Source organism: Klebsiella sp. C283, assembly GCF_048822555.1.
Lineage (GTDB): Bacteria > Pseudomonadota > Gammaproteobacteria > Enterobacterales > Enterobacteriaceae > Klebsiella > Klebsiella quasipneumoniae.
In genome coordinates, this window is the sequence record NZ_JBMEZS010000005.1 from 352,162 (window position 1) to 368,964 (window position 16,803).

General features: G+C 55.1%; 19 protein-coding genes. 11 read left to right on the forward strand and 8 right to left on the reverse strand.

The window, feature by feature from the left end:
• Positions 1–129: 129 nt before the first annotated feature.
• From mrkH to mkrJ, 3 genes are all read left to right on the forward strand, one after another.
• Complete coding sequence (gene mrkH / locus ACOI7Z_RS12350; RefSeq protein WP_137916154.1) at positions 130–834, forward strand: transcriptional activator MrkH; 705 nt, start codon at positions 130–132, stop codon at positions 832–834.
• Between the two features lie 17 nt (positions 835–851).
• On the forward strand, positions 852–1,424 hold the full coding sequence (locus ACOI7Z_RS12355) for a LuxR C-terminal-related transcriptional regulator (protein ID WP_023290927.1): 573 nt from the start codon (positions 852–854) through the stop codon (positions 1,422–1,424).
• A 143-nt stretch (positions 1,425–1,567) separates the two neighbouring features.
• Positions 1,568–2,284, forward strand: coding sequence for a phosphodiesterase MrkJ (gene mkrJ, locus ACOI7Z_RS12360; protein ID WP_023290928.1), 717 nt, complete (start codon positions 1,568–1,570; stop codon positions 2,282–2,284).
• A 33-nt stretch (positions 2,285–2,317) separates the two neighbouring features.
• On the opposite strand, the gene mrkF is transcribed toward mkrJ, so the two are convergent.
• The 5 genes from mrkF to mrkA form a co-directional block, all read right to left on the reverse strand.
• Positions 2,318–2,953 carry a type 3 fimbria minor subunit MrkF gene (gene mrkF / locus ACOI7Z_RS12365; RefSeq protein ID WP_087849753.1) on the reverse strand — a complete coding sequence of 212 codons (636 nt, stop codon included), beginning with the start codon at positions 2,951–2,953 and terminating at the stop codon, positions 2,318–2,320.
• 13 nt (positions 2,954–2,966) lie between these two features.
• Entirely contained in the window at positions 2,967–3,962 is a 996-nt protein-coding gene (gene mrkD, locus ACOI7Z_RS12370) for a type 3 fimbria adhesin subunit MrkD (RefSeq protein WP_023290930.1), read from the reverse strand.
• Positions 3,953–6,439 carry a type 3 fimbria usher protein MrkC gene (gene mrkC / locus ACOI7Z_RS12375; RefSeq protein WP_044524639.1) on the reverse strand — a complete coding sequence of 829 codons (2,487 nt, stop codon included), beginning with the start codon at positions 6,437–6,439 and terminating at the stop codon, positions 3,953–3,955. Before mrkC ends, mrkD begins: the two co-directional genes overlap by 10 nt.
• A gap of 11 nt (positions 6,440–6,450) precedes the next feature.
• Positions 6,451–7,152 (reverse strand): type 3 fimbria chaperone MrkB, encoded by a 702-nt coding sequence (mrkB, locus tag ACOI7Z_RS12380; RefSeq protein ID WP_023290932.1) that lies wholly within the window; start codon positions 7,150–7,152, stop codon positions 6,451–6,453.
• A 95-nt stretch (positions 7,153–7,247) separates the two neighbouring features.
• The gene (gene mrkA, locus ACOI7Z_RS12385) at positions 7,248–7,856 is read right to left on the reverse strand and encodes a type 3 fimbria major subunit MrkA (RefSeq protein ID WP_000756959.1); all 609 of its coding nucleotides are present in this window, start codon (positions 7,854–7,856) and stop codon (positions 7,248–7,250) included.
• Positions 7,857–8,561: 705 nt separating this feature from the next.
• On the opposite strand from mrkA, the gene ACOI7Z_RS12390 reads away from it, so the two are divergent.
• The gene (locus ACOI7Z_RS12390; protein ID WP_002916131.1) at positions 8,562–8,771 is read left to right on the forward strand and encodes a DUF1471 domain-containing protein; all 210 of its coding nucleotides are present in this window, start codon (positions 8,562–8,564) and stop codon (positions 8,769–8,771) included.
• A gap of 95 nt (positions 8,772–8,866) precedes the next feature.
• On the opposite strand, the gene ACOI7Z_RS12395 is transcribed toward ACOI7Z_RS12390, so the two are convergent.
• Positions 8,867–9,763 carry an EamA family transporter gene (locus ACOI7Z_RS12395; RefSeq protein ID WP_023290933.1) on the reverse strand — a complete coding sequence of 299 codons (897 nt, stop codon included), beginning with the start codon at positions 9,761–9,763 and terminating at the stop codon, positions 8,867–8,869.
• Between the two features lie 81 nt (positions 9,764–9,844).
• Between ACOI7Z_RS12395 and ACOI7Z_RS12400 the strand changes: the two genes are divergently transcribed.
• On the forward strand, positions 9,845–10,351 hold the full coding sequence (locus ACOI7Z_RS12400) for a MarR family winged helix-turn-helix transcriptional regulator (RefSeq protein WP_087848610.1): 507 nt from the start codon (positions 9,845–9,847) through the stop codon (positions 10,349–10,351).
• Here ACOI7Z_RS12400 and ACOI7Z_RS12405 read toward each other — a convergent pair.
• The gene (locus tag ACOI7Z_RS12405; protein WP_087848609.1) at positions 10,348–11,304 is read right to left on the reverse strand and encodes a nickel/cobalt transporter; all 957 of its coding nucleotides are present in this window, start codon (positions 11,302–11,304) and stop codon (positions 10,348–10,350) included. The genes ACOI7Z_RS12400 and ACOI7Z_RS12405 overlap by 4 nt on opposite strands.
• A 399-nt stretch (positions 11,305–11,703) precedes the next feature.
• Here ACOI7Z_RS12405 and ACOI7Z_RS12410 point away from each other — a divergent pair, with 399 nt between their 5' ends.
• Entirely contained in the window at positions 11,704–11,949 is a 246-nt protein-coding gene (locus tag ACOI7Z_RS12410) for a hypothetical protein (RefSeq protein WP_086074991.1), read from the forward strand.
• A gap of 348 nt (positions 11,950–12,297) precedes the next feature.
• Here ACOI7Z_RS12410 and ACOI7Z_RS12415 read toward each other — a convergent pair whose 3' ends face one another.
• Positions 12,298–12,558, reverse strand: coding sequence for a hypothetical protein (locus ACOI7Z_RS12415; RefSeq protein ID WP_032428979.1), 261 nt, complete (start codon positions 12,556–12,558; stop codon positions 12,298–12,300).
• 168 nt (positions 12,559–12,726) lie between these two features.
• Between ACOI7Z_RS12415 and fimB the strand changes: the two genes are divergently transcribed.
• From fimB to ACOI7Z_RS12440, 5 genes are all read left to right on the forward strand, one after another.
• Positions 12,727–13,332, forward strand: coding sequence for a type 1 fimbria switch DNA invertase FimB (gene fimB, locus ACOI7Z_RS12420; RefSeq protein WP_023290937.1), 606 nt, complete (start codon positions 12,727–12,729; stop codon positions 13,330–13,332).
• A gap of 452 nt (positions 13,333–13,784) precedes the next feature.
• Positions 13,785–14,393, forward strand: coding sequence for a type 1 fimbria switch DNA invertase FimE (fimE, locus tag ACOI7Z_RS12425; protein ID WP_087848607.1), 609 nt, complete (start codon positions 13,785–13,787; stop codon positions 14,391–14,393).
• Between the two features lie 479 nt (positions 14,394–14,872).
• Positions 14,873–15,421 (forward strand): type 1 fimbrial major subunit FimA, encoded by a 549-nt coding sequence (fimA, locus tag ACOI7Z_RS12430; protein WP_004205364.1) that lies wholly within the window; start codon positions 14,873–14,875, stop codon positions 15,419–15,421.
• Between the two features lie 71 nt (positions 15,422–15,492).
• Positions 15,493–16,029, forward strand: coding sequence for a fimbrial protein (locus tag ACOI7Z_RS12435; protein ID WP_087848606.1), 537 nt, complete (start codon positions 15,493–15,495; stop codon positions 16,027–16,029).
• Positions 16,030–16,099: 70 nt separating this feature from the next.
• The gene (locus ACOI7Z_RS12440) at positions 16,100–16,783 is read left to right on the forward strand and encodes a fimbria/pilus periplasmic chaperone (RefSeq protein ID WP_369818083.1); all 684 of its coding nucleotides are present in this window, start codon (positions 16,100–16,102) and stop codon (positions 16,781–16,783) included.
• The last annotated feature ends 20 nt before the right edge of the window (positions 16,784–16,803 follow it).

Here is a 16,803-nt window from a genome sequence, read left to right on the forward strand (position 1 = left end):
TCAATCTGGCTGCAAAGATAGTCAATAACATCAAACGCTCATAAAAACATCTGATTAACCCAATCAGAATGTTGCTATTGCTATAAGAAAAATCAAACGCCTCACGACAACTATTTACAAGGGAAGCCTATGACAGAGGGAACGATAAAGACCAGTAAGTATGAAATTATTGCTATTTTCAGAGAGGAGTTGCGCAAACGTACTGAAATTGAAATATTTTTTAACAACACCAGTATCATAACCCAACTGACGCGCGTGGACTTTGCCGAGTTCCATATTCAGACCCATCGCAAAATCCCAACGGGTCATAAAATTCGTTTTCTACTGCATAGCGATTCAGGGAAAATAGAGTTTAATGCAGCCCTGACAAAACATGACAATAGCGGTGTCGATAAAGGTATCCGCTACGCCTTTTCCTTGCCTGAATGCCTGCAGGTCGTGCAGCGTCGCCGCGATCCCCGCTTTCGTTTACGCCACGAGCATGACTTTTATTGCCGCGGGCGCCATAAAAATGGCGAAAACTATCTTTTCGACATCAAAGACATTTCGGACGGCGGTTGCGCGCTGATGACCAAAACGCCGAACCTGAAATTTCTCAGTCATAACGCATTGCTGAAAAATGCCGTACTGATGCTGGCGGAATATGGCGAGATCACCATCGACCTGGTGGTAAAAAATGTCATTATTATCACCCTCGACAACCCCAATGAAGAGAACGAAAGCTACTATCAGATATCCTGCCAGTTTAAGTTCCGTCATCTCGACGACCAGCGCAGAATAGAGAAGATTCTGCTGGACCTGATCTTAGAAGCCAAGCGCAAAAAGAGAATCTGATACCCTTGGAAAGTATATTGCTGTACACCAATGATAATCTCATTGGTCACTCAATCTATCACTACCTTATTGATAGTCATGAAAATGCCACCCGTTTTGGCTATGACGATGTTATCCAGAGAAAACATCTGCCTGTGGCCCAAACGGTTATTTTCAATTTAATTAATAAGGATATTTCTGCCATCAGAATCCTTGATCTGCTGAATGCGCTCCGCCTTTCCCTGCAGCGCTGCCAGCAGCCGGTGCTGATGGTAAAAAGCGACATTGCCGGGCTATGCCGAGAGTTGATAACTGTCGATAATGCCATGATTATTAGCGAAAACTCACCGCTATCTATGTTTACTTCCATTATCCAGCGCGCGAAGGGCGCCAGCGAACCGCCGCCGCGACGATTGCGCAAACAGCTGTCGCCGCGGGAGTGCCAGATCCTCGAGCTGCTGATTGCCAACAATAATAATAAGCGTATTGCCGCCCTGCTCGGCATTGCCCATAAAACGGTCCACAGCCATCGTATCCATATCATGCAAAAGCTGGGCATTGATAATTCCCGCACGATGAACCAGCGTATTGCCGCCCTTCATCAATGTTAAATTTTACAGCGGTAAATCAATAGCGGATAAAGCGTACTTATTCGCTGTTGATTTACATTTCCTGCCATTCCCATTAACCATCAGGTAGCCTATAATTAGACTCTCCTCTGCTTATTGTCTGACTAACCTCGTGAAGAGGGATAATGAACACTAAAATATTCGAAGACAACATTTTATCTCGTAATGATATCGCTGTACGCTACGTCTTTCAGAAAATGTTTTCCCCACAAGGTACCTTAGTCGCAGTTGAATGCTTAAGCCGCTTCGATAATCTTCCCGTTTCGCCAGAATATTTTTTCCGCCATGCCACCGCGGCGGTTCGTGAACGTATTTTTCTCGAGCAACTGGCGTTGATTGAACAGCATAAAGCATGGTTTTTACGTAACCATATTTCCGCCACCATTAACGTCGATGACCATATCCTGAATCTGCTACGCCAGAAGGAAATAAAAGAGAAAATTGCCGCCCTGACCTGCGTCCATTTTGAAGTGACCGAAAACGCCGAGAAACTTCTGAATAATTCCCTCGCCGCCTGGCAAAGCCCGCAGGATACCTCGCTGTGGCTCGACGACTTCGGCTCTGGCTACGCGGGGATAAACGCCATCAGCGGTTATCATTTTGACTATGTCAAAATTGATAAAGATTTTTTCTGGCATCTGATGCGCAAAGAGTCCGGCCGTCAGCTGATGGATGCGCTGGTCACCTTTTTATCCCGCAATCATCACAACGTGATTATTGAAGGCGTGGAAAGCGAAGCCCATAAAAAATGGCTGCAGGGTATGGAGTGGTTTGCTATTCAGGGGCATTACTGGCAGGAAGTCAGCATTGAACAGCTGGTTGCCGACGATATTGTCATATAAAAAAGCCGGGCTTGCCCGGCTTTTTCGTCTCGCTTAATTATAAACTAATTCCCACGTTGCCCAGCTGGTAATTGGCCCGCTGGTGGCGCTTTTCGGCGTCGGCGAAACGTAGCCCACATAATAGGTGAACAGACCGCCGCTGACCGCGCTTTCCTGCAAATGCACCTGATTTTGCTGCGGGTCCGCAGGGACAATTTTATTACTCTTATCCAGCGTATTATTATCATTGGTCGACAGCGCCAGATAAATATTCTGCGCTCCGTCTGGCAAGGTATTGGCCAGATAGCCCGCGTTCTCATTGCCGACCGCCGTCAGTAAAAAACCGTCGACCCAGCGAACGCTGACCCGCCGCACCTCGTCCTGCGAGGCGGCGCCGCCGTCATGACGCAGCTGGCAGTTTGACAGCGCCAGGGTAAAAGGCTGCGGCTTCATAAACGCGCCGGCCCCGCGAACGTGCACTTCCGCCAGGCTGACCGGCGCCAGCCAGACGTTGCCGCTGCCGGCATGCTGGCCGCCATTGAGCGCGACGCTGCAGGAAATATCCGTCACCCGCCCGGCAAAATCGACCCGTCCGCGATCATAATTGGTCTCGAAACCCCACGCCGAGGGGGCGGCGAGGCTGCCGCAGAGCAGCAGCCACGCGATAGTATGTTTCGGCAATCCCTTCATTCCCCCTCCCGTATTAATCGTACGTCAGGTTAAAGATCATATGCGACTCCACCTCGCCGGTGCTGGTCGTCGGGCCATACTGATAAAAGCGCGCGTGCAGCGGGATGGTGATGTAGCGAGTCTCCTGATTATTCAAGCGGCCAACGGTATATTTCTTATTAAACTGCAGCGGGGATCCATCCTTCAGCACCTGGATGCCGACGCCTTTCGCCATCCCGCTGCCGGCCTTTTCATTCAGCAAGGCGCCCATGGTGGCGGTGGTGCTGGTCGCCAGGGTGCCGGAAAAAGAGGTGCTGATGTTGGCATATCCCGTTTCACTCAGGCCGCCGCTGCACTGCAGATCGATATTAAAATCCTTCCCGCCCGCGGTGGTGCCCACCCCTTTCAGGTCAGTGCGTCTGATGGCGCCCACATCAACATTCATATTTTTCCCGCTCAGTACCGAACAGGAGGGCGAGACCACGGTGATCGCATTGGCGCTCAGATAGGTTTCGAGGATCGGGTTGCCGCCGCTCTCCCAGTCATAGGAGGTGTATTTTCCCGCCGCGAGGGTGCCGCTGCCGGTGGTTGCCGCGGTTTTGATAATCTCCAGCGTAAAACGTGACCCTTCAAGGGAATAGTTGGTGGTGTTATACACCCGGGACGAATAGACGTCGGGATAGACGATATTCACCGTCGCGCCGCCGCGGCTGAAACGCATACCAATCCCCGGCACGTTGGTGGAATAAATTTTATTCCCAAGATCGGTGGCCCCTGGCGAGACGATCTTCGCCGCGAAGCGGTTGGTGCCGGAGGTACAGCGATAGCTCGCCCCGCCCGGGGCGCTCATCGTCCAGTCGCGGGTGAGGATCACCGAGCCCACCGGCAGATCCGGGGGCACCACCACCCTGCCCACCACCATGTCCAGCATCACCGTTGGCGAAGAGAGACGCGTACAGACGGCCCAGGACGAGGTGGTGCCCAGCGCCATTAAGACGATAAAAAGCGTCAGTAATTTCCTCAGCGACATACGCTATCCTTTGTTGTTTGCTGTCCCAGATCCACCGAACACTGCCCGCCGCTCCACTTCACAATCGCGCGTTTGGCGTTCGCATCGCTGATGAACATCATGCTGCCCTGACCGACGACGCCGATCTCCTTGCCGTCGGGGGAGAAAATACTCGCCGCGAACGGCAGAGGCTCATGGTTCGCCTGGCGCGCCTGCAGGGTGAGGTTGTTCTGCACCGTGGTGCCGAACGCCACCTTAACCACGCTGCCTTCCCACGGCACAACCTGCGCCACGGTGCGATCGAAGGCCACGTCGTCATGGCTGCCTTTCGGGTCGATCTCGACGGCGTTGATCCGGTACGGGCGCAGATACGGCAGGATGGCGTAACCGTTGCTGTCCACGCGGGTGCCCGGCGATCCCGGGAGCATGGCGCCGGCCGCGTCTTTGGCTTCAATCAGCGCCATCGTCGAGCCGCTTTCCGGCGAGAGCACCACGCCGCCGCTGTGGGCGATCATCGTCCCGCTGGCGCCAATGCCGCTCTGACGATACCCTTCGCCCTGGCTATAGCTGCCGTTGAGGGTGGTCCATGGCGTACGGTAGCTGCCGTTGAGCGCCACATCGTGCTGACCGCCGGTGGCGGTGGTGGTCGACACGCCGTAGTTAAGGTTGTTTTCACTGTCCAGCGAGCCATTGATACCAATCTGCGAGCTGGCAAAGCGCGAGTTGTTGAACGAGGTGTTCGACGTCAGGTTGGCGGTGCGGTTATCGCCAAACCACAGCGGGTAGCTGAAGTTGAGTGAAATGCGATCGTCGCGGCGATGGCCGGAGCTGTCCGGGGTATAGACGCGCTGGGCGCTGGCCGACCAGGAGAGACGACCAAACGAATTGTTGTAGCTGACCTGATACTGCTTCTCGGTCCCGGAGCGGTTCCAGTAATCGGAAATACGACCGCTGAGATAAAACCCGCCCCAGCCTTCCGGCAGGTTCTGGTTCACCGTGAAGGTCATGCCGTTTTTTTGCCGCCACAGCGTATAGTTGCTGCGGCTGTTTTTTTCCTGATCGACGGCGTACAGCGCATCGTTGAGGTTGTAATAACCTTTCGTCGAGTAGCGATACGCCGCCAGCACGATGCTGGTCTGGGTATCGGTGAACATGCGGTTAAAGGTGGCGCGATAGCTCTGCCCCGAGTCATCATGGGTATCGCTCTTCAGCCGCGAATGGGTGACGTCAAAAGAGAGCGCGCCGATCCCGGTGTTCATCCCGGTGCCCACCAGGAAGGCCTGATAGTCGTCAAAGCCGGTGACCCCGGTGTAGCCGGTCAGCAGGTTATTGATCCCGTGCTGCCAGGTCGCCTGATAGAGCATCGGCTTGTTGCGTAGCCCGCTGTCGTCCACTTTACCGGCGGAGAGCGCGTAGCGGGTCATACCCGGACGCAGCAGCTGAGCAACGGAGGCGTAAGGCACGCTGAACACTTCCACCGAGCCATCCGCCTCTTTTACCGAGACTTCAAGATCGCTGCCATAACCGGATGGATAGACATCCTGCAGGGTAAACGGCCCCGGCGGAACGGTGGTCTGATAGATAATGTTGCTGCCCTGACGCACGGTGACGAGGGCGTTGCTCTGCGCCACGCCGCGAATTTCCGGGGCATAGGAGCGCATGCCGTCCGGGAACATATTGTCATCAGTGGCGAGGTTGACCCCACGCAGACCGATGGTGTCGAAAAATTCGCCATTGGTAAAGATCTGCCCACCGCTGACGATGGAGTTGATCTGCGGGATCGGCCGCTGGAGATAGGTCTGGTTGCTGTTCCAGTGCGCTTTACCCTGCTGCTGCTGCCAGTTCAGGTTACCGATATGCTTCAGCAGCCAGCCGTCCCACGACAGACCGGCGTTGACGCCAAGGTAGGCGCTGCTGTTATCCGACCCGCCGACCGAAGAGGTGTGGCTGTTCCAGGCGTTGGCCATCCAGCCAAGATTAAGCGCGGTAATGCCTTTGTCCCAGAACTCCGGGCTGACATAGTTTTTCAGGCGTTGATCTTCATAGATCTGCGGCACTGAAATGTTCAACCGCAGGGAGGACTGGACCAGGTTGTCTTTGACGTTGTCTTCGTTGCGCCAGGATTTGAGGCTACCGCAATAGCCTTCCTGTTCGCTCAGCTGCGGATTGAGCTTTTCCGCCGCGATGCCGTACTGGGTCAGCATCGCTTTGGTGTAGCAGACCCCAAGGTTACCGTCTTTGTCGCGCGCGATGCGCAGATCGTAGCGCCCTTTCCATTCGTCGTTGGTGTAGACGTCAAGGGAGTAAGTGCCTTCGGTAATCGCGCTGGTCGAGAAGCGTGACAGGTCGACCTTTTCGCGACTGCCGACAATAAAGCCGTCGTTAAATTGATATACCGTTCCCGGGTTTTCCTGTCCGCTGGAAAATGGCGGAAAGCAGCACAGCGCGATGGCGATCGCGGTGCTTAATCTTCCCGGGCAGAATGACCTCTGCTTCATTAGCTTTTCCCTTATTTAACGGCCACTTTCACTGCGACATCGGCGCCATAGTCATTAATGTTGTTAACGGTCAGGGTTTCGCCGCGGTTGACGGCGGAGGAGAGCGCCACCGTCTGGCTGGACTGCGGCGCCAGCATCACGGTTTTGCTGTTCAGGGCTTTACCGCCGTCGCGGGAAATACGGCTGACGGTAATGTAGAACGGCGTCGGGTTGTTGATGGCGAGACTGCTGCCGCTGGCGGTCAGGGTCAGCTTCTCGGCCGCCGCATCGCGGTTGCCCAGCCCGGCAGGGCGGTAAATAAATTTAAAGCGGGAACGGATCGCCAGCTGCAGCACGTTCTGGCCTTCATTTTTCTGATCAGCCACCACCGGCGGAATTTCCAGCAGATTCAGCCACCACAGCGACTCTTTATCTTTCGCCAGACCGGCGCTGCTGCCGAGCTTAATACGCAGCGTCTGGCCGCTCTTGGCGTCAACGCGCGAAATCGGCGGGGTGATAATAAACGGGGTGGTAATGGTATCCGGTGTGGCATCGGCATCGCCGTTATCCAGCCAGGCCTGCGCCAGCGCCGGACGGTCGGCGTTATTTGAAAGCTGTACCGTTATTTCTTTTTCATTTCCTGGATAAATAAAGCGGGTACCGTTAACAATAATATTGTTGGCATGGGCCGCAAAACTAAAAATGAAACAGAAAAAAAGGGCAATACGCTTCATGCTGACCTCAGAATAAAAATACAAGCGGCGGACATTGCCGCTTTATTATTGTTATTAACTGCCCCATCGCGGGGCAGTTTTATTTTCTGACGGAATTACTGGTAAGTAATTTCGTAAGTCGCGTAGCTGTTTACCACACCGGTGGTCACAGTGGTCGGCGCGCTGGTGGCGTAGCCTACGTAGTAGGTGAAACGCGCGCCATCGGCTACAGCGGAAGCATCGCCTTTCGCTTTCGGCTGAGTGCTGTCACCCGGGATGATTTTGTTGGTCAGCGCGGTAGCGTTGTCAGTAGACAGCACCAGCTGGATGTTCTGAGCACCGGAAGCTTCGGTGTTCGCCAGGTAGCCCTGTTGTTTGCTGGTTGCGCCAGCCAGCAGGTTACCGCCGGTCCAGTTTACGCCCAGTTTGCTTACGTCATCCTGTTTGGTGCCGTCAGCCGCCTGGCAGTTAGAGACGTCAATGGTGAAAGATTTCGGTTTCAGGTAAGTATCCGCTGCTGCCGCTTTAACTTCAGTCAGGGTTACCGGAGACAGGTAAACGTTCGCATCGCTGCCCTGGCCGTTAACAGAAACAGTACAGGATACATCGGTAACTTTACCGAAGAAATTAACCTGGCCGCCGCCAACATTGGTATCAGCTGCATGGGCAGCAGTCATGCCAAAAAACGCGGTTGCCATTGCTGCAGAGAGAAGAACCTTTTTCATTGCCATTTCCTTGTCAGAGTGAATTACGAATCAATGAGCACACTGTGAATTCGCATAGAACCAGAAACATCAGGCGATGCTGATTTATGCCACTGCTAATAGAATCTTCGACTGACCGGGAGCCGCAATATTTAAGGCGTCAGGTAACGAACCAAAAAATATAAGTTCGCTGGTGCTATCGGCGTCAAAGAATGCTATTTATTCGCCGACAAATATACATTTGTTCACGTTTCATTAAGTTATATAACATATACCTAATGGCTATTAATAAATAATTATTGATAGGTGAAAACGGGGTGGTGGTTGTTTACAGCACGGAAAGCCTGACGCCAGGGCGCGAGAGAAAGGGCCGCCTCAGCATGCCGAAATGGCCGCCAGAGGGCTATTGCGAATCGTCCGAATCCGCCATGACGGCGGTTAAAAACCGCCCAAACAATTCACACAATGAATGGTAACCGCGTAAATGAGGCGCATTCCACACTCTGAGCACAGGCAGTCCGCGTGATATCCCCTGCAGAAATAAATCTATAATGCGTTGTTTTTAAATTAAAAAATAAAGAAAGGTTCATTTCCCCATCATCAAACCGCCATAAAAATGTGATCTAAATCGCACTTTTTGCCACGCGCGTTATAGTTAGCAGGCTTATTATAAGTCCATCGAAAGCAAACACGCTTTCCACCATAAAAGTTAAAAGGACAAACACCATGAAAAACGTAAAATTACTCGCCGCTGCCGGTATGCTCTCCCTGGTCTCTTTCGCTAGCTTCGCTCATCCGGTGAGCGTAACAGCAGATACCCTGGACAGCGCAGAAGCGAAAATCGCGACCATTGCGAAAGAACAAGGCGCTTCCTACCACATCACCGAAGCGTACACCGGCAACCAGGTCCATATGACCGCCGAGCTCTCTAAATAAGCGAATGGTTGCAGAGGGAGCTGCCGGACAGGCCGCCTGCGGGCGGCTGGTCTGGCTCCCGCCGCCTACCCCGCACACAGCAATGTCGAGCCCCGTTATGGGGCTTTTTTCGTTTTTGCCCCCGCCGCCTGGCGCGCCAGCGCGCGCTGAATAGACAATACGCTCGCCAGCACCACGATCAGCCCGACCAGCGCCATCCCCTGGATCGTTTGTCCAAGGAAAATCCACCCCAGCACCACGGCGGTCACCGGGCTCAGCAGGCTCATTGCCGATACCGCCACCGGCGAGAGGCGGCCAATCCCCCGGAACCACAGGCCATAGGCCAGCATGGCGCCCGCCACGCACAGCCACAGATAGCCGGCCGCCTGCAGCGCAGTCACCTGATGCAAAGGGGGGTCAACGATCAGCGCCACTGGCGCCAGCACCACCCCGCCGATCGCCAGCTGCCAGCCGGTTAACGCGACGATCGGCAGGGAGAGCGCCCAGCGGCGGGAGAGCCAGGTGCCCAGCGCCATACTGATCGCCCCGAGAAACGCCGCGCCGATGCCCAGCGGGTCGAGGACGGTGCGCGGCGACAGCAGCAGCATGGCCATACCGAGTATGCCGGCAAGGGCTGAGAATACCGCCAGCCAGGGCGAGCGCTGCCGGTCTACGCACCAGGCGAGAAGCATCACCAGCAGCGGCTGGATCGCGCCAATCACTGCCGCCAGCCCGCCGGGTAAGCGATAGGCGGCGATAAACAACAGCGCCTGAAACGCGCCAATATTTAAGATGCCGGTAACGATAAGCTTTAGCCATTCGCCGCGCTGCGGAAAGCGGCGGCTCCAGATCAGCAGGGCGATACCTGCCGGCAACACCCTCAGCAGTGCGGCAATAAACGGCCGGTCAGGGGGAAGAAACTGGGAGGTGACGATGTAGGTCGTCCCCCAGATAGCGGGCGCCAGCGCCGTGAGCAGCAGGTCGAGCATCAGACTACGCGAGAGAAAAGCCATGATTTTATCTTCACTTCAAGTTAAATTGGTGCCTCAAGTATGTACCCGCAATTATCTTGATATCAAGACAAGTGAGCACTCATGGACAAATCACTGCCGATCGACGCCGTTGATCGGATTCTCGCCCAGTGGCAACGGGAGCGACCGGACCTCGACTGCAGCCCAATGGGGCCGATTGGCCGTCTGAAACGGTGCGCCATGCTGCTGGAGCCGCAGGTGGAAGTGGCTTTTACGCGCCACGAACTGGTGCGCTGGGAGTTTGACATGCTGGCGACGCTGCGCCGCGCCGGGGCGCCGTTCATTCTTTCGCCGACCCAGCTCTTCTCCACGCTGATGATCACCTCCGGCACCATGACTCATCGCCTGAAGGCGCTGGAAAAACGCGGGTTTATTACCCGCCTGCCCAATCCGGAAGACGCCCGCAGTATGCTGGTCGCCCTGACGCCCGCCGGACGTGAGCGCATCGATGAGGCGGTGGAGACCCATGTCGATAATGAACGGCAGTTGCTGGCGGGGCTCAGCGATGGCGAGCGCCAGCAGCTGGATCAGGCGCTGCGGATATTGATGCGCCTTCTGGAAAGCCGTTAACAGCCCGCGGCGATAAAGTCGCCGTTAGCGCTGATCGGCACCACGGTGAAAAACAACCCGGCGGCAAAGAGGATCAGCGCCAGCCCGCCGAGGATCTTCACCAGCGGCACCAGCCAGGGCCGCGGACGTCTGGTCGCCGTCAGCCGGTTGACGGTACGGTGACGGGCATAGTGCACCGCCAGCGACAGACCGAGGATCGAGAGCGCGGTGCCCAGCGCCATGGTCATCACCGCGGCGATGCCCCAGCTGACGATCCCCAGCGCGTTGGCGAACAGCAGGATCATAATCGCCCCGCTGCAGGGCCGGGCGCCGATAGCCAGCACCACGCCCAGACGTGTCTTCCAGTCGGCGCCCTGCAGGTCCTGCCCCACGCCGTGGTGCCCGCAGCCGCACGCGGCATCATGCTGATGCGCCGGCCTCAGGGCGCGTATCCTTGTTTTACCCGGCCGCAGGCTTTGCAGCGCGCGACAGATAACGTAAACCCCAAAGGCGGCGATGGTCAGGGCGCTGATCTTCTCGACGTACCAGCGGCTGGCGCTGAGATCGCCGGCGGCCAGATTCAGCCCCACCGCGAGAATATAGACAAACAGGATGGCGCTCACGCCCTGCAGCAGGCTGCCGAGAAAAGGCACCACCCGCGCCGCGGTCAGGCTCTCCTGGTTGGTGCTCAGGTAAGTGGTGACGATAAACTTACCGTGGCCCGGTCCGATAGCGTGCAGCACGCCGTAAAGAAATGCGCCCACCAGCAGCCAGACGCCGCCGCTGTACTGATGGTTGTTCAGCAGCAAAAGGTACATCACCAGATAGCGATGCAGGGTAATTTGCGTGGCGAGGCACCACTGGAGAAAGTCGCTCCAGTGGCTGTGCAAGGTGACGCCGGCGGCCAGCAGAAGAAGGCCGCCGCTCCCGGCGACCAGCAGGCGCCAGTCGCGTTGCGCAATCGGAATCATCATCGTTATGCCATGGTGAAAAGAGATGAACCACCGGACGACAATCTCATACCCGGCGAACAATAGTGCCTGTTTTCAAGGATGGATGATTTGTCGGCGTTTTTCTCGTCAATGCTCTTGGTCACAAGGCTCCGCATTATCAGCATCAGCGGGCTCCTGTACCTACCCTCTGCCCTATCTTTGCACAAAGCACTTTACTCTCTTCAGCATACCACAGACGTTTGTTTTTAATGCTGGCACCCTGAATAACATATAAGAGCAGTCGTAACACGCCTAAAAACAGATAAAAATAAATCAGTTATCGCTATCCTGGCACTTTATGTACTTTATCATCCTGCGCATCAGGCACGAATATTTATTAACTGCTATTTATTTAATATATGCATTAACAGGACCACTCCGATGAAAAGAAACTTACTCGCCCTGGCGTGCGTCGCGCTGCTGACGCCCTCGCTTTCAGCGCAGGCGACCTGGCGCAGCGACCAGCGCCAGGACGCCCGCGATATCCGCCAGGATAGCCGCGAGCAGGGCCGTGAAACCAAGCAAGAGTGCGTCAGCAACAACAATCAAAGCAACGCCAGCTGCCGTCACGATAAGCGGGAAAACCGCCGCGAAGGTCGTCAGGAAGCCCGCGACGAAAAATGGTAAGTCAGCCTGCTCCGGCGAATGACAGATCGAGGTCTTCTGCCACCGGAGCCTTTCACTCCGCCTGTGACGCCGGACCGTCGCGTCCAGCCCTGCCTGCTCTTTATTCTTAGCTTGCTGCAGAATATTACCCGCAACCGGTCCGCAGTCCATGGCTACTAATACCCACAGCCTGATATCACCGCTACCGCCGATTACCGCCCGCTGCTACCCCTGCACTATTAAGATTAAGCTCAACCCTTTAAATAAGACGTAAAGTGCCCTTACAGAGACAATGGCTATTATCCCCAGGCTTTTTGCAGTATGGTTTAATCACTGTTGTAGTTTTGCAGTGAATGCTATCCAGACGGTTCAGGGTTGTATTCTGTCTGAGAAATTACTCATGCCATTCCCGTCGCTGAGATACGGGCGGCCGGCTGGCTGACGCCGTGCCGCCCCAACAGCCGGGAAATAAATCATGACGGCATTGATGGCCGCCTTGCCGTGGCCGGAAGCCAGTGCCTTCATCATCACGTGGGCATCATCAAGAGGATCAGGGATGTACAGGACGTGGAAACCTCCAGGAAAGATTCGCCAGTTCAACCAGCTAACCCTTTCTTTACCCTTCAGCATGCGGCGTCTTATCGCAGGGGATGACGATAGCCCATGATACTGCGTACACCCGTAGCAAATAAAAACGTTATCAGCACGCTGTTTAAAAATAAAAAGGCAGTCGCATTTAACAATGACCTGACGCAGGCCTGGAAAGCGTAATATTTGCCTGCCATAAAAGGGAACACTATGACGAATAACGCCGATATTAAAAAAAGGAACTTCCTGACTCAGAATGAAATCGAGTCGCTACTTAAAGCCGCCGATAGCGGTCCCTACGCCGCACGTAATTATTGCCTGACGCTGCTGTGCTTCATCCATGGTCTGCGCGCCAGCGAGATCTGTCGCCTGCGAATATCCGATATCGACCTTGCTTCCCGCTGCGTTTATATCCATCGGCTAAAAAAGGGGTTCTCGACCACCCACCCTTTGCTGAATAAAGAGATCCACGCCCTAAAGCGCTGGCTGGCCATTCGCAACACCTGGCCGCAGGCCGCCAGCGAGTGGCTGTTTCTCTCCCGCAAAGGCAATCCCCTTTCCCGCCAGCAGTTCTATCAGATTATCGCCTCTTCTGGCGACCAGGCGGGATTGCCGCTGGAGATCCACCCGCATATGCTGCGTCACTCGTGTGGCTTTGCGTTGGCCAATATGGGTATCGATACCCGCCTGATCCAGGACTATCTCGGACACCGCAATATTCGCCATACCGTCTGGTATACCGCCAGCAACGCGGGACGCTTCTATGGTATCTGGGACAATACGCGCGACAAACAGCGCCTGTCGCTGCTTCAGTAAGCCTGACGCCACGGATGGCGTTGTACCGCGTTGCGGGGAAATTAAATATCAATAAATTAACCCTCGGTTAATTATGATTACTGTTCCCGCAAGTTCTTATTTAATCCTGCGGTCACCTCGTTCAATTAACCCTGCATAAATTCCGGTTTTGCCGTGACTATTTATTGTTGGCTAAAATCCATCCCGCTATTTTTAAAATCTATCGTTTGAAAAAAACCTTTTATTTTATGCACATGCTATGAAACCCGAGCAGATCTATTGTGGCCTTGCTTAAAATCTCTAAAATTAAGAATTATCGCCAGGCGATATTTTGACTGGCTGTAAATATAATATGCTATCTATGCGTGGTTAATCGCCTTCACCTTGTACCGTTCTCGCATTACGGATCTTTTCCGTCATGGCGTATGGTTTCGCCATGACGACCCCTCACATCTTTTTCAGGAGCAACTATTGTGAACCGACGTCGTTTTCTTACCGCCAAAGAAGTTCAGGCTATGATGCAGGCCGCGCGTCAGGGCGTCACCGGCGAGCGGGACTACTGTCTCATCCTGCTCGCCTTTCGCCACGGGATGCGCATCAGCGAACTGCTGGATCTGCACTATCACGATCTGGATCTACGGGAAGGCCGGGTCAATGTGCGGCGGTTGAAGAACGGTTTTTCGACTATTCACCCGCTGCGCTTTGATGAACGTGAGGCCATTGAGCGCTGGAGTCAGGTCCGCGCCGGCTGGAAAGCGGCGGCCAAAACCGACGCGCTGTTTATCTCCCGTCGCGGTACCCCGCTCTCACGCCAGCAGGCATATCGTATTATTCGCGCCGCCGGGGAAAAGGCAGGTACCGTAACGCAGACCCACCCCCATATGCTGCGTCACGCCTGCGGCTACGAACTGGCGGAAAGAGGGACAGATACCCGTTTGATCCAGGATTATCTCGGTCATCGTAATATTCGACACACGGTACGCTACACCGCCAGCAATGCGGCGCGTTTTGCCGGAATATGGGAAAGAAATAATCTTATTGGAGAAAGCAATGCAGAAGCGGGAATTGATACAACCGATTGAATTTGATTAAAAAAATAAACCGTGAACAGGTCAATTGGGGCCAAACTGTTTATATCATAAAAATGTTTTGACATATTTTGCAACTCACCACGCCATATTTCTGCAAAAAAATTCATAATCATCTGATTTTAAATCATTTTTAAAACATCAATTACGCACTTTTCTCACCCTAACCTCCCGGGGCATCGACGCGCCTTCGCCAGCGGCATCGCTCTTCCTTTCGCACTCCGCCAACAACCACAGATTAAATATCCATATAAACAACATTTCTCAGAACTTAACACCATAAAACAAGCGTAATTAAACGAAAATCAGATCATTTATCTCAACGAGTCAAAATGGCCCCAATTGTCTCATCGGTTGGGCGAAAACTGTGCAGAGCCGGCAGCCGGACCACTCGGCTGAAATCTGAAATGCCTGGAAGGCACAACGGCTGCCAATCCGGTTCGTTATTTCGACATCGTTCAAAGGAAAACAGTATGAAAATCAAAACACTGGCAATGATTGTTGTGTCAGCCCTGTCTCTGAGCTCCGCAGCGGCCCTGGCCGATACCACCACGGTTAACGGCGGGACCGTCCATTTTAAAGGGGAAGTCGTTAACGCGGCCTGTGCGGTGGATGCCGGCTCTATCGATCAAACCGTCCAGTTGGGCCAGGTGCGTTCCGCGAAGCTGGCCACGGCGGGGAGCACCAGTTCGTCCGTCGGTTTCAACATTCAGCTGGATGATTGCGACACCACGGTAGCAACCAAAGCGTCCGTCGCCTTCGCCGGTACGGCTATCGACAGCAGCAATACCACCGTTCTGGCGCTGCAAAACTCTGCCGCCGGCAGCGCGACCAACGTCGGCGTGCAGATCCTCGACAACACCGGCACGCCGCTGGCGCTGGACGGCGCCACCTTCAGCGCAGCCACCACCCTGAATGACGGCACCAACATCATTCCGTTCCAGGCGCGTTACTACGCCACTGGCGCCGCGACCGCCGGTATCGCGAACGCGGACGCCACCTTCAAAGTGCAGTACGAGTAAGGCAACCATCAGGCAAGGAAGCCATCCGGGCCAGGAGGGCCCGCGCTTAATTTTGCAACCGGGGTGAAACGATGCAGGGAATGAAATCGGGTCTGCTACTGCTGCTGCCTCCGCTGGCGCTGGCCGGTAATCAGTGGAACGTCACGCTGCCGGGAGGGAGCATGCGCTTTCAGGGCCTGATCATGGCCAGTTCCTGCCGCGTTGAAGCCGGCGATCGGCAGATGACGGTCAATCTGGGACAGATCAGCAGTAACCGATTTCACGACGTGGGCGAAGACAGCAATCCGATCCCTTTCGCGATTCATTTACAGGATTGCAGTACGGCGGTCAGCCAGCATGTCGGGGTGGCATTTCACGGCGTGGCTGACGGCAAAAACCCCGATGTGCTGTCGGTGGGCGAAGGCCCGGGGATCGCCAGCGGGATCGGCATTGCGCTGTTCGACAGTCAGGGCCAGCAGCTGCCCCTCAACCGTCCGCCGGATCGCTGGGTGCCGCTCTACCGCGGACCGACGACGCTAAATTTCGTCGCCAAATATCGGGCGACCGGACGCCAGGTCATCGGCGGCGCGGCCAACGCCCAGGCCTGGTTCTCATTAACTTATCAGTAATCAACCCGCAGACCAGCAGGACAACACCGTGAGCAGACAAGGAGATAATGTGAGAAAAACAGCAACGACGATACGCGGCATACTGACGGGATGTGTGCTTTTCGCCGCCGGCGCGTTGAGCGCCAGCGCGCACGCGGGCGTCGCGCTGGGCGCGACCCGGGTCATCTACCCGGCGGGTCAGAAACAGGTCCAGCTGGCGGTGACCAATAACGACGACAACAGCACCTGGCTTATTCAGTCATGGGTGGAAAATGCCGATGGGCAGCGAGACGGCCGGTTTGTTATCACTCCCCCGCTGTTTGCCATGCAGGGCAAAAAAGAGAACACCCTGCGCATTATCGACGCGACCAATAACCAGCTGCCGCAGGATCGGGAAAGCCTGTTCTGGATGAACGTGAAGGCTATTCCCTCAATGGATAAATCGAAGCTCAGCGACAACACCCTCCAGTTGGCGATTATCAGCCGCATCAAGCTCTACTACCGACCGGCAAAACTGGCCCTGCCCCCGGATCAGGCGCCGGACAAGCTGACCTTTAGCCGCAATGGATCGTCGCTAACGCTGACTAATCCCACCCCCTATTACCTGACGGTGACCGAACTGAACGCCGGAACGCGCATTCTGGAAAACGCCCTGGTGCCGCCGATGGGCAAAACCAGCGTCAAGCTGCCCGCGGATGCCGGCAGCACCATCACCTATCGCACCATTAACGATTACGGCGCGCTGACGCCGAAAATGAATGGCGTACTGCGTTAACTCTGGTGTGCCCCGCCGCG

What these genes read in the sequence shown, in the direction of transcription:
- ACOI7Z_RS12415 (WP_032428979.1), bottom strand. Translation starts at nt 12,558, where the DNA reads ATGCTGAAGGGTAAAGAAAGGGTTAGCTGGTTGAACTGGCGAATCTTT.
- mrkD (WP_023290930.1), bottom strand. Translation starts at nt 3,962, where the DNA reads ATGTCGCTGAGGAAATTACTGACGCTTTTTATCGTCTTAATGGCGCTG.
- ACOI7Z_RS12390 (WP_002916131.1), top strand. Translation starts at nt 8,562, where the DNA reads ATGAAAAACGTAAAATTACTCGCCGCTGCCGGTATGCTCTCCCTGGTC.
- mrkH (WP_137916154.1), top strand. Translation starts at nt 130, where the DNA reads ATGACAGAGGGAACGATAAAGACCAGTAAGTATGAAATTATTGCTATT.
- fimA (WP_004205364.1), top strand. Translation starts at nt 14,873, where the DNA reads ATGAAAATCAAAACACTGGCAATGATTGTTGTGTCAGCCCTGTCTCTG.
- ACOI7Z_RS12435 (WP_087848606.1), top strand. Translation starts at nt 15,493, where the DNA reads ATGCAGGGAATGAAATCGGGTCTGCTACTGCTGCTGCCTCCGCTGGCG.
- ACOI7Z_RS12400 (WP_087848610.1), top strand. Translation starts at nt 9,845, where the DNA reads ATGGACAAATCACTGCCGATCGACGCCGTTGATCGGATTCTCGCCCAG.
- mkrJ (WP_023290928.1), top strand. Translation starts at nt 1,568, where the DNA reads ATGAACACTAAAATATTCGAAGACAACATTTTATCTCGTAATGATATC.
- mrkC (WP_044524639.1), bottom strand. Translation starts at nt 6,439, where the DNA reads ATGAAGCAGAGGTCATTCTGCCCGGGAAGATTAAGCACCGCGATCGCC.
- mrkB (WP_023290932.1), bottom strand. Translation starts at nt 7,152, where the DNA reads ATGAAGCGTATTGCCCTTTTTTTCTGTTTCATTTTTAGTTTTGCGGCC.
- mrkF (WP_087849753.1), bottom strand. Translation starts at nt 2,953, where the DNA reads ATGAAGGGATTGCCGAAACATACTATCGCGTGGCTGCTGCTCTGCGGC.
- mrkA (WP_000756959.1), bottom strand. Translation starts at nt 7,856, where the DNA reads ATGAAAAAGGTTCTTCTCTCTGCAGCAATGGCAACCGCGTTTTTTGGC.
- ACOI7Z_RS12405 (WP_087848609.1), bottom strand. Translation starts at nt 11,304, where the DNA reads ATGATGATTCCGATTGCGCAACGCGACTGGCGCCTGCTGGTCGCCGGG.
- ACOI7Z_RS12410 (WP_086074991.1), top strand. Translation starts at nt 11,704, where the DNA reads ATGAAAAGAAACTTACTCGCCCTGGCGTGCGTCGCGCTGCTGACGCCC.
- fimB (WP_023290937.1), top strand. Translation starts at nt 12,727, where the DNA reads ATGACGAATAACGCCGATATTAAAAAAAGGAACTTCCTGACTCAGAAT.
- ACOI7Z_RS12395 (WP_023290933.1), bottom strand. Translation starts at nt 9,763, where the DNA reads ATGGCTTTTCTCTCGCGTAGTCTGATGCTCGACCTGCTGCTCACGGCG.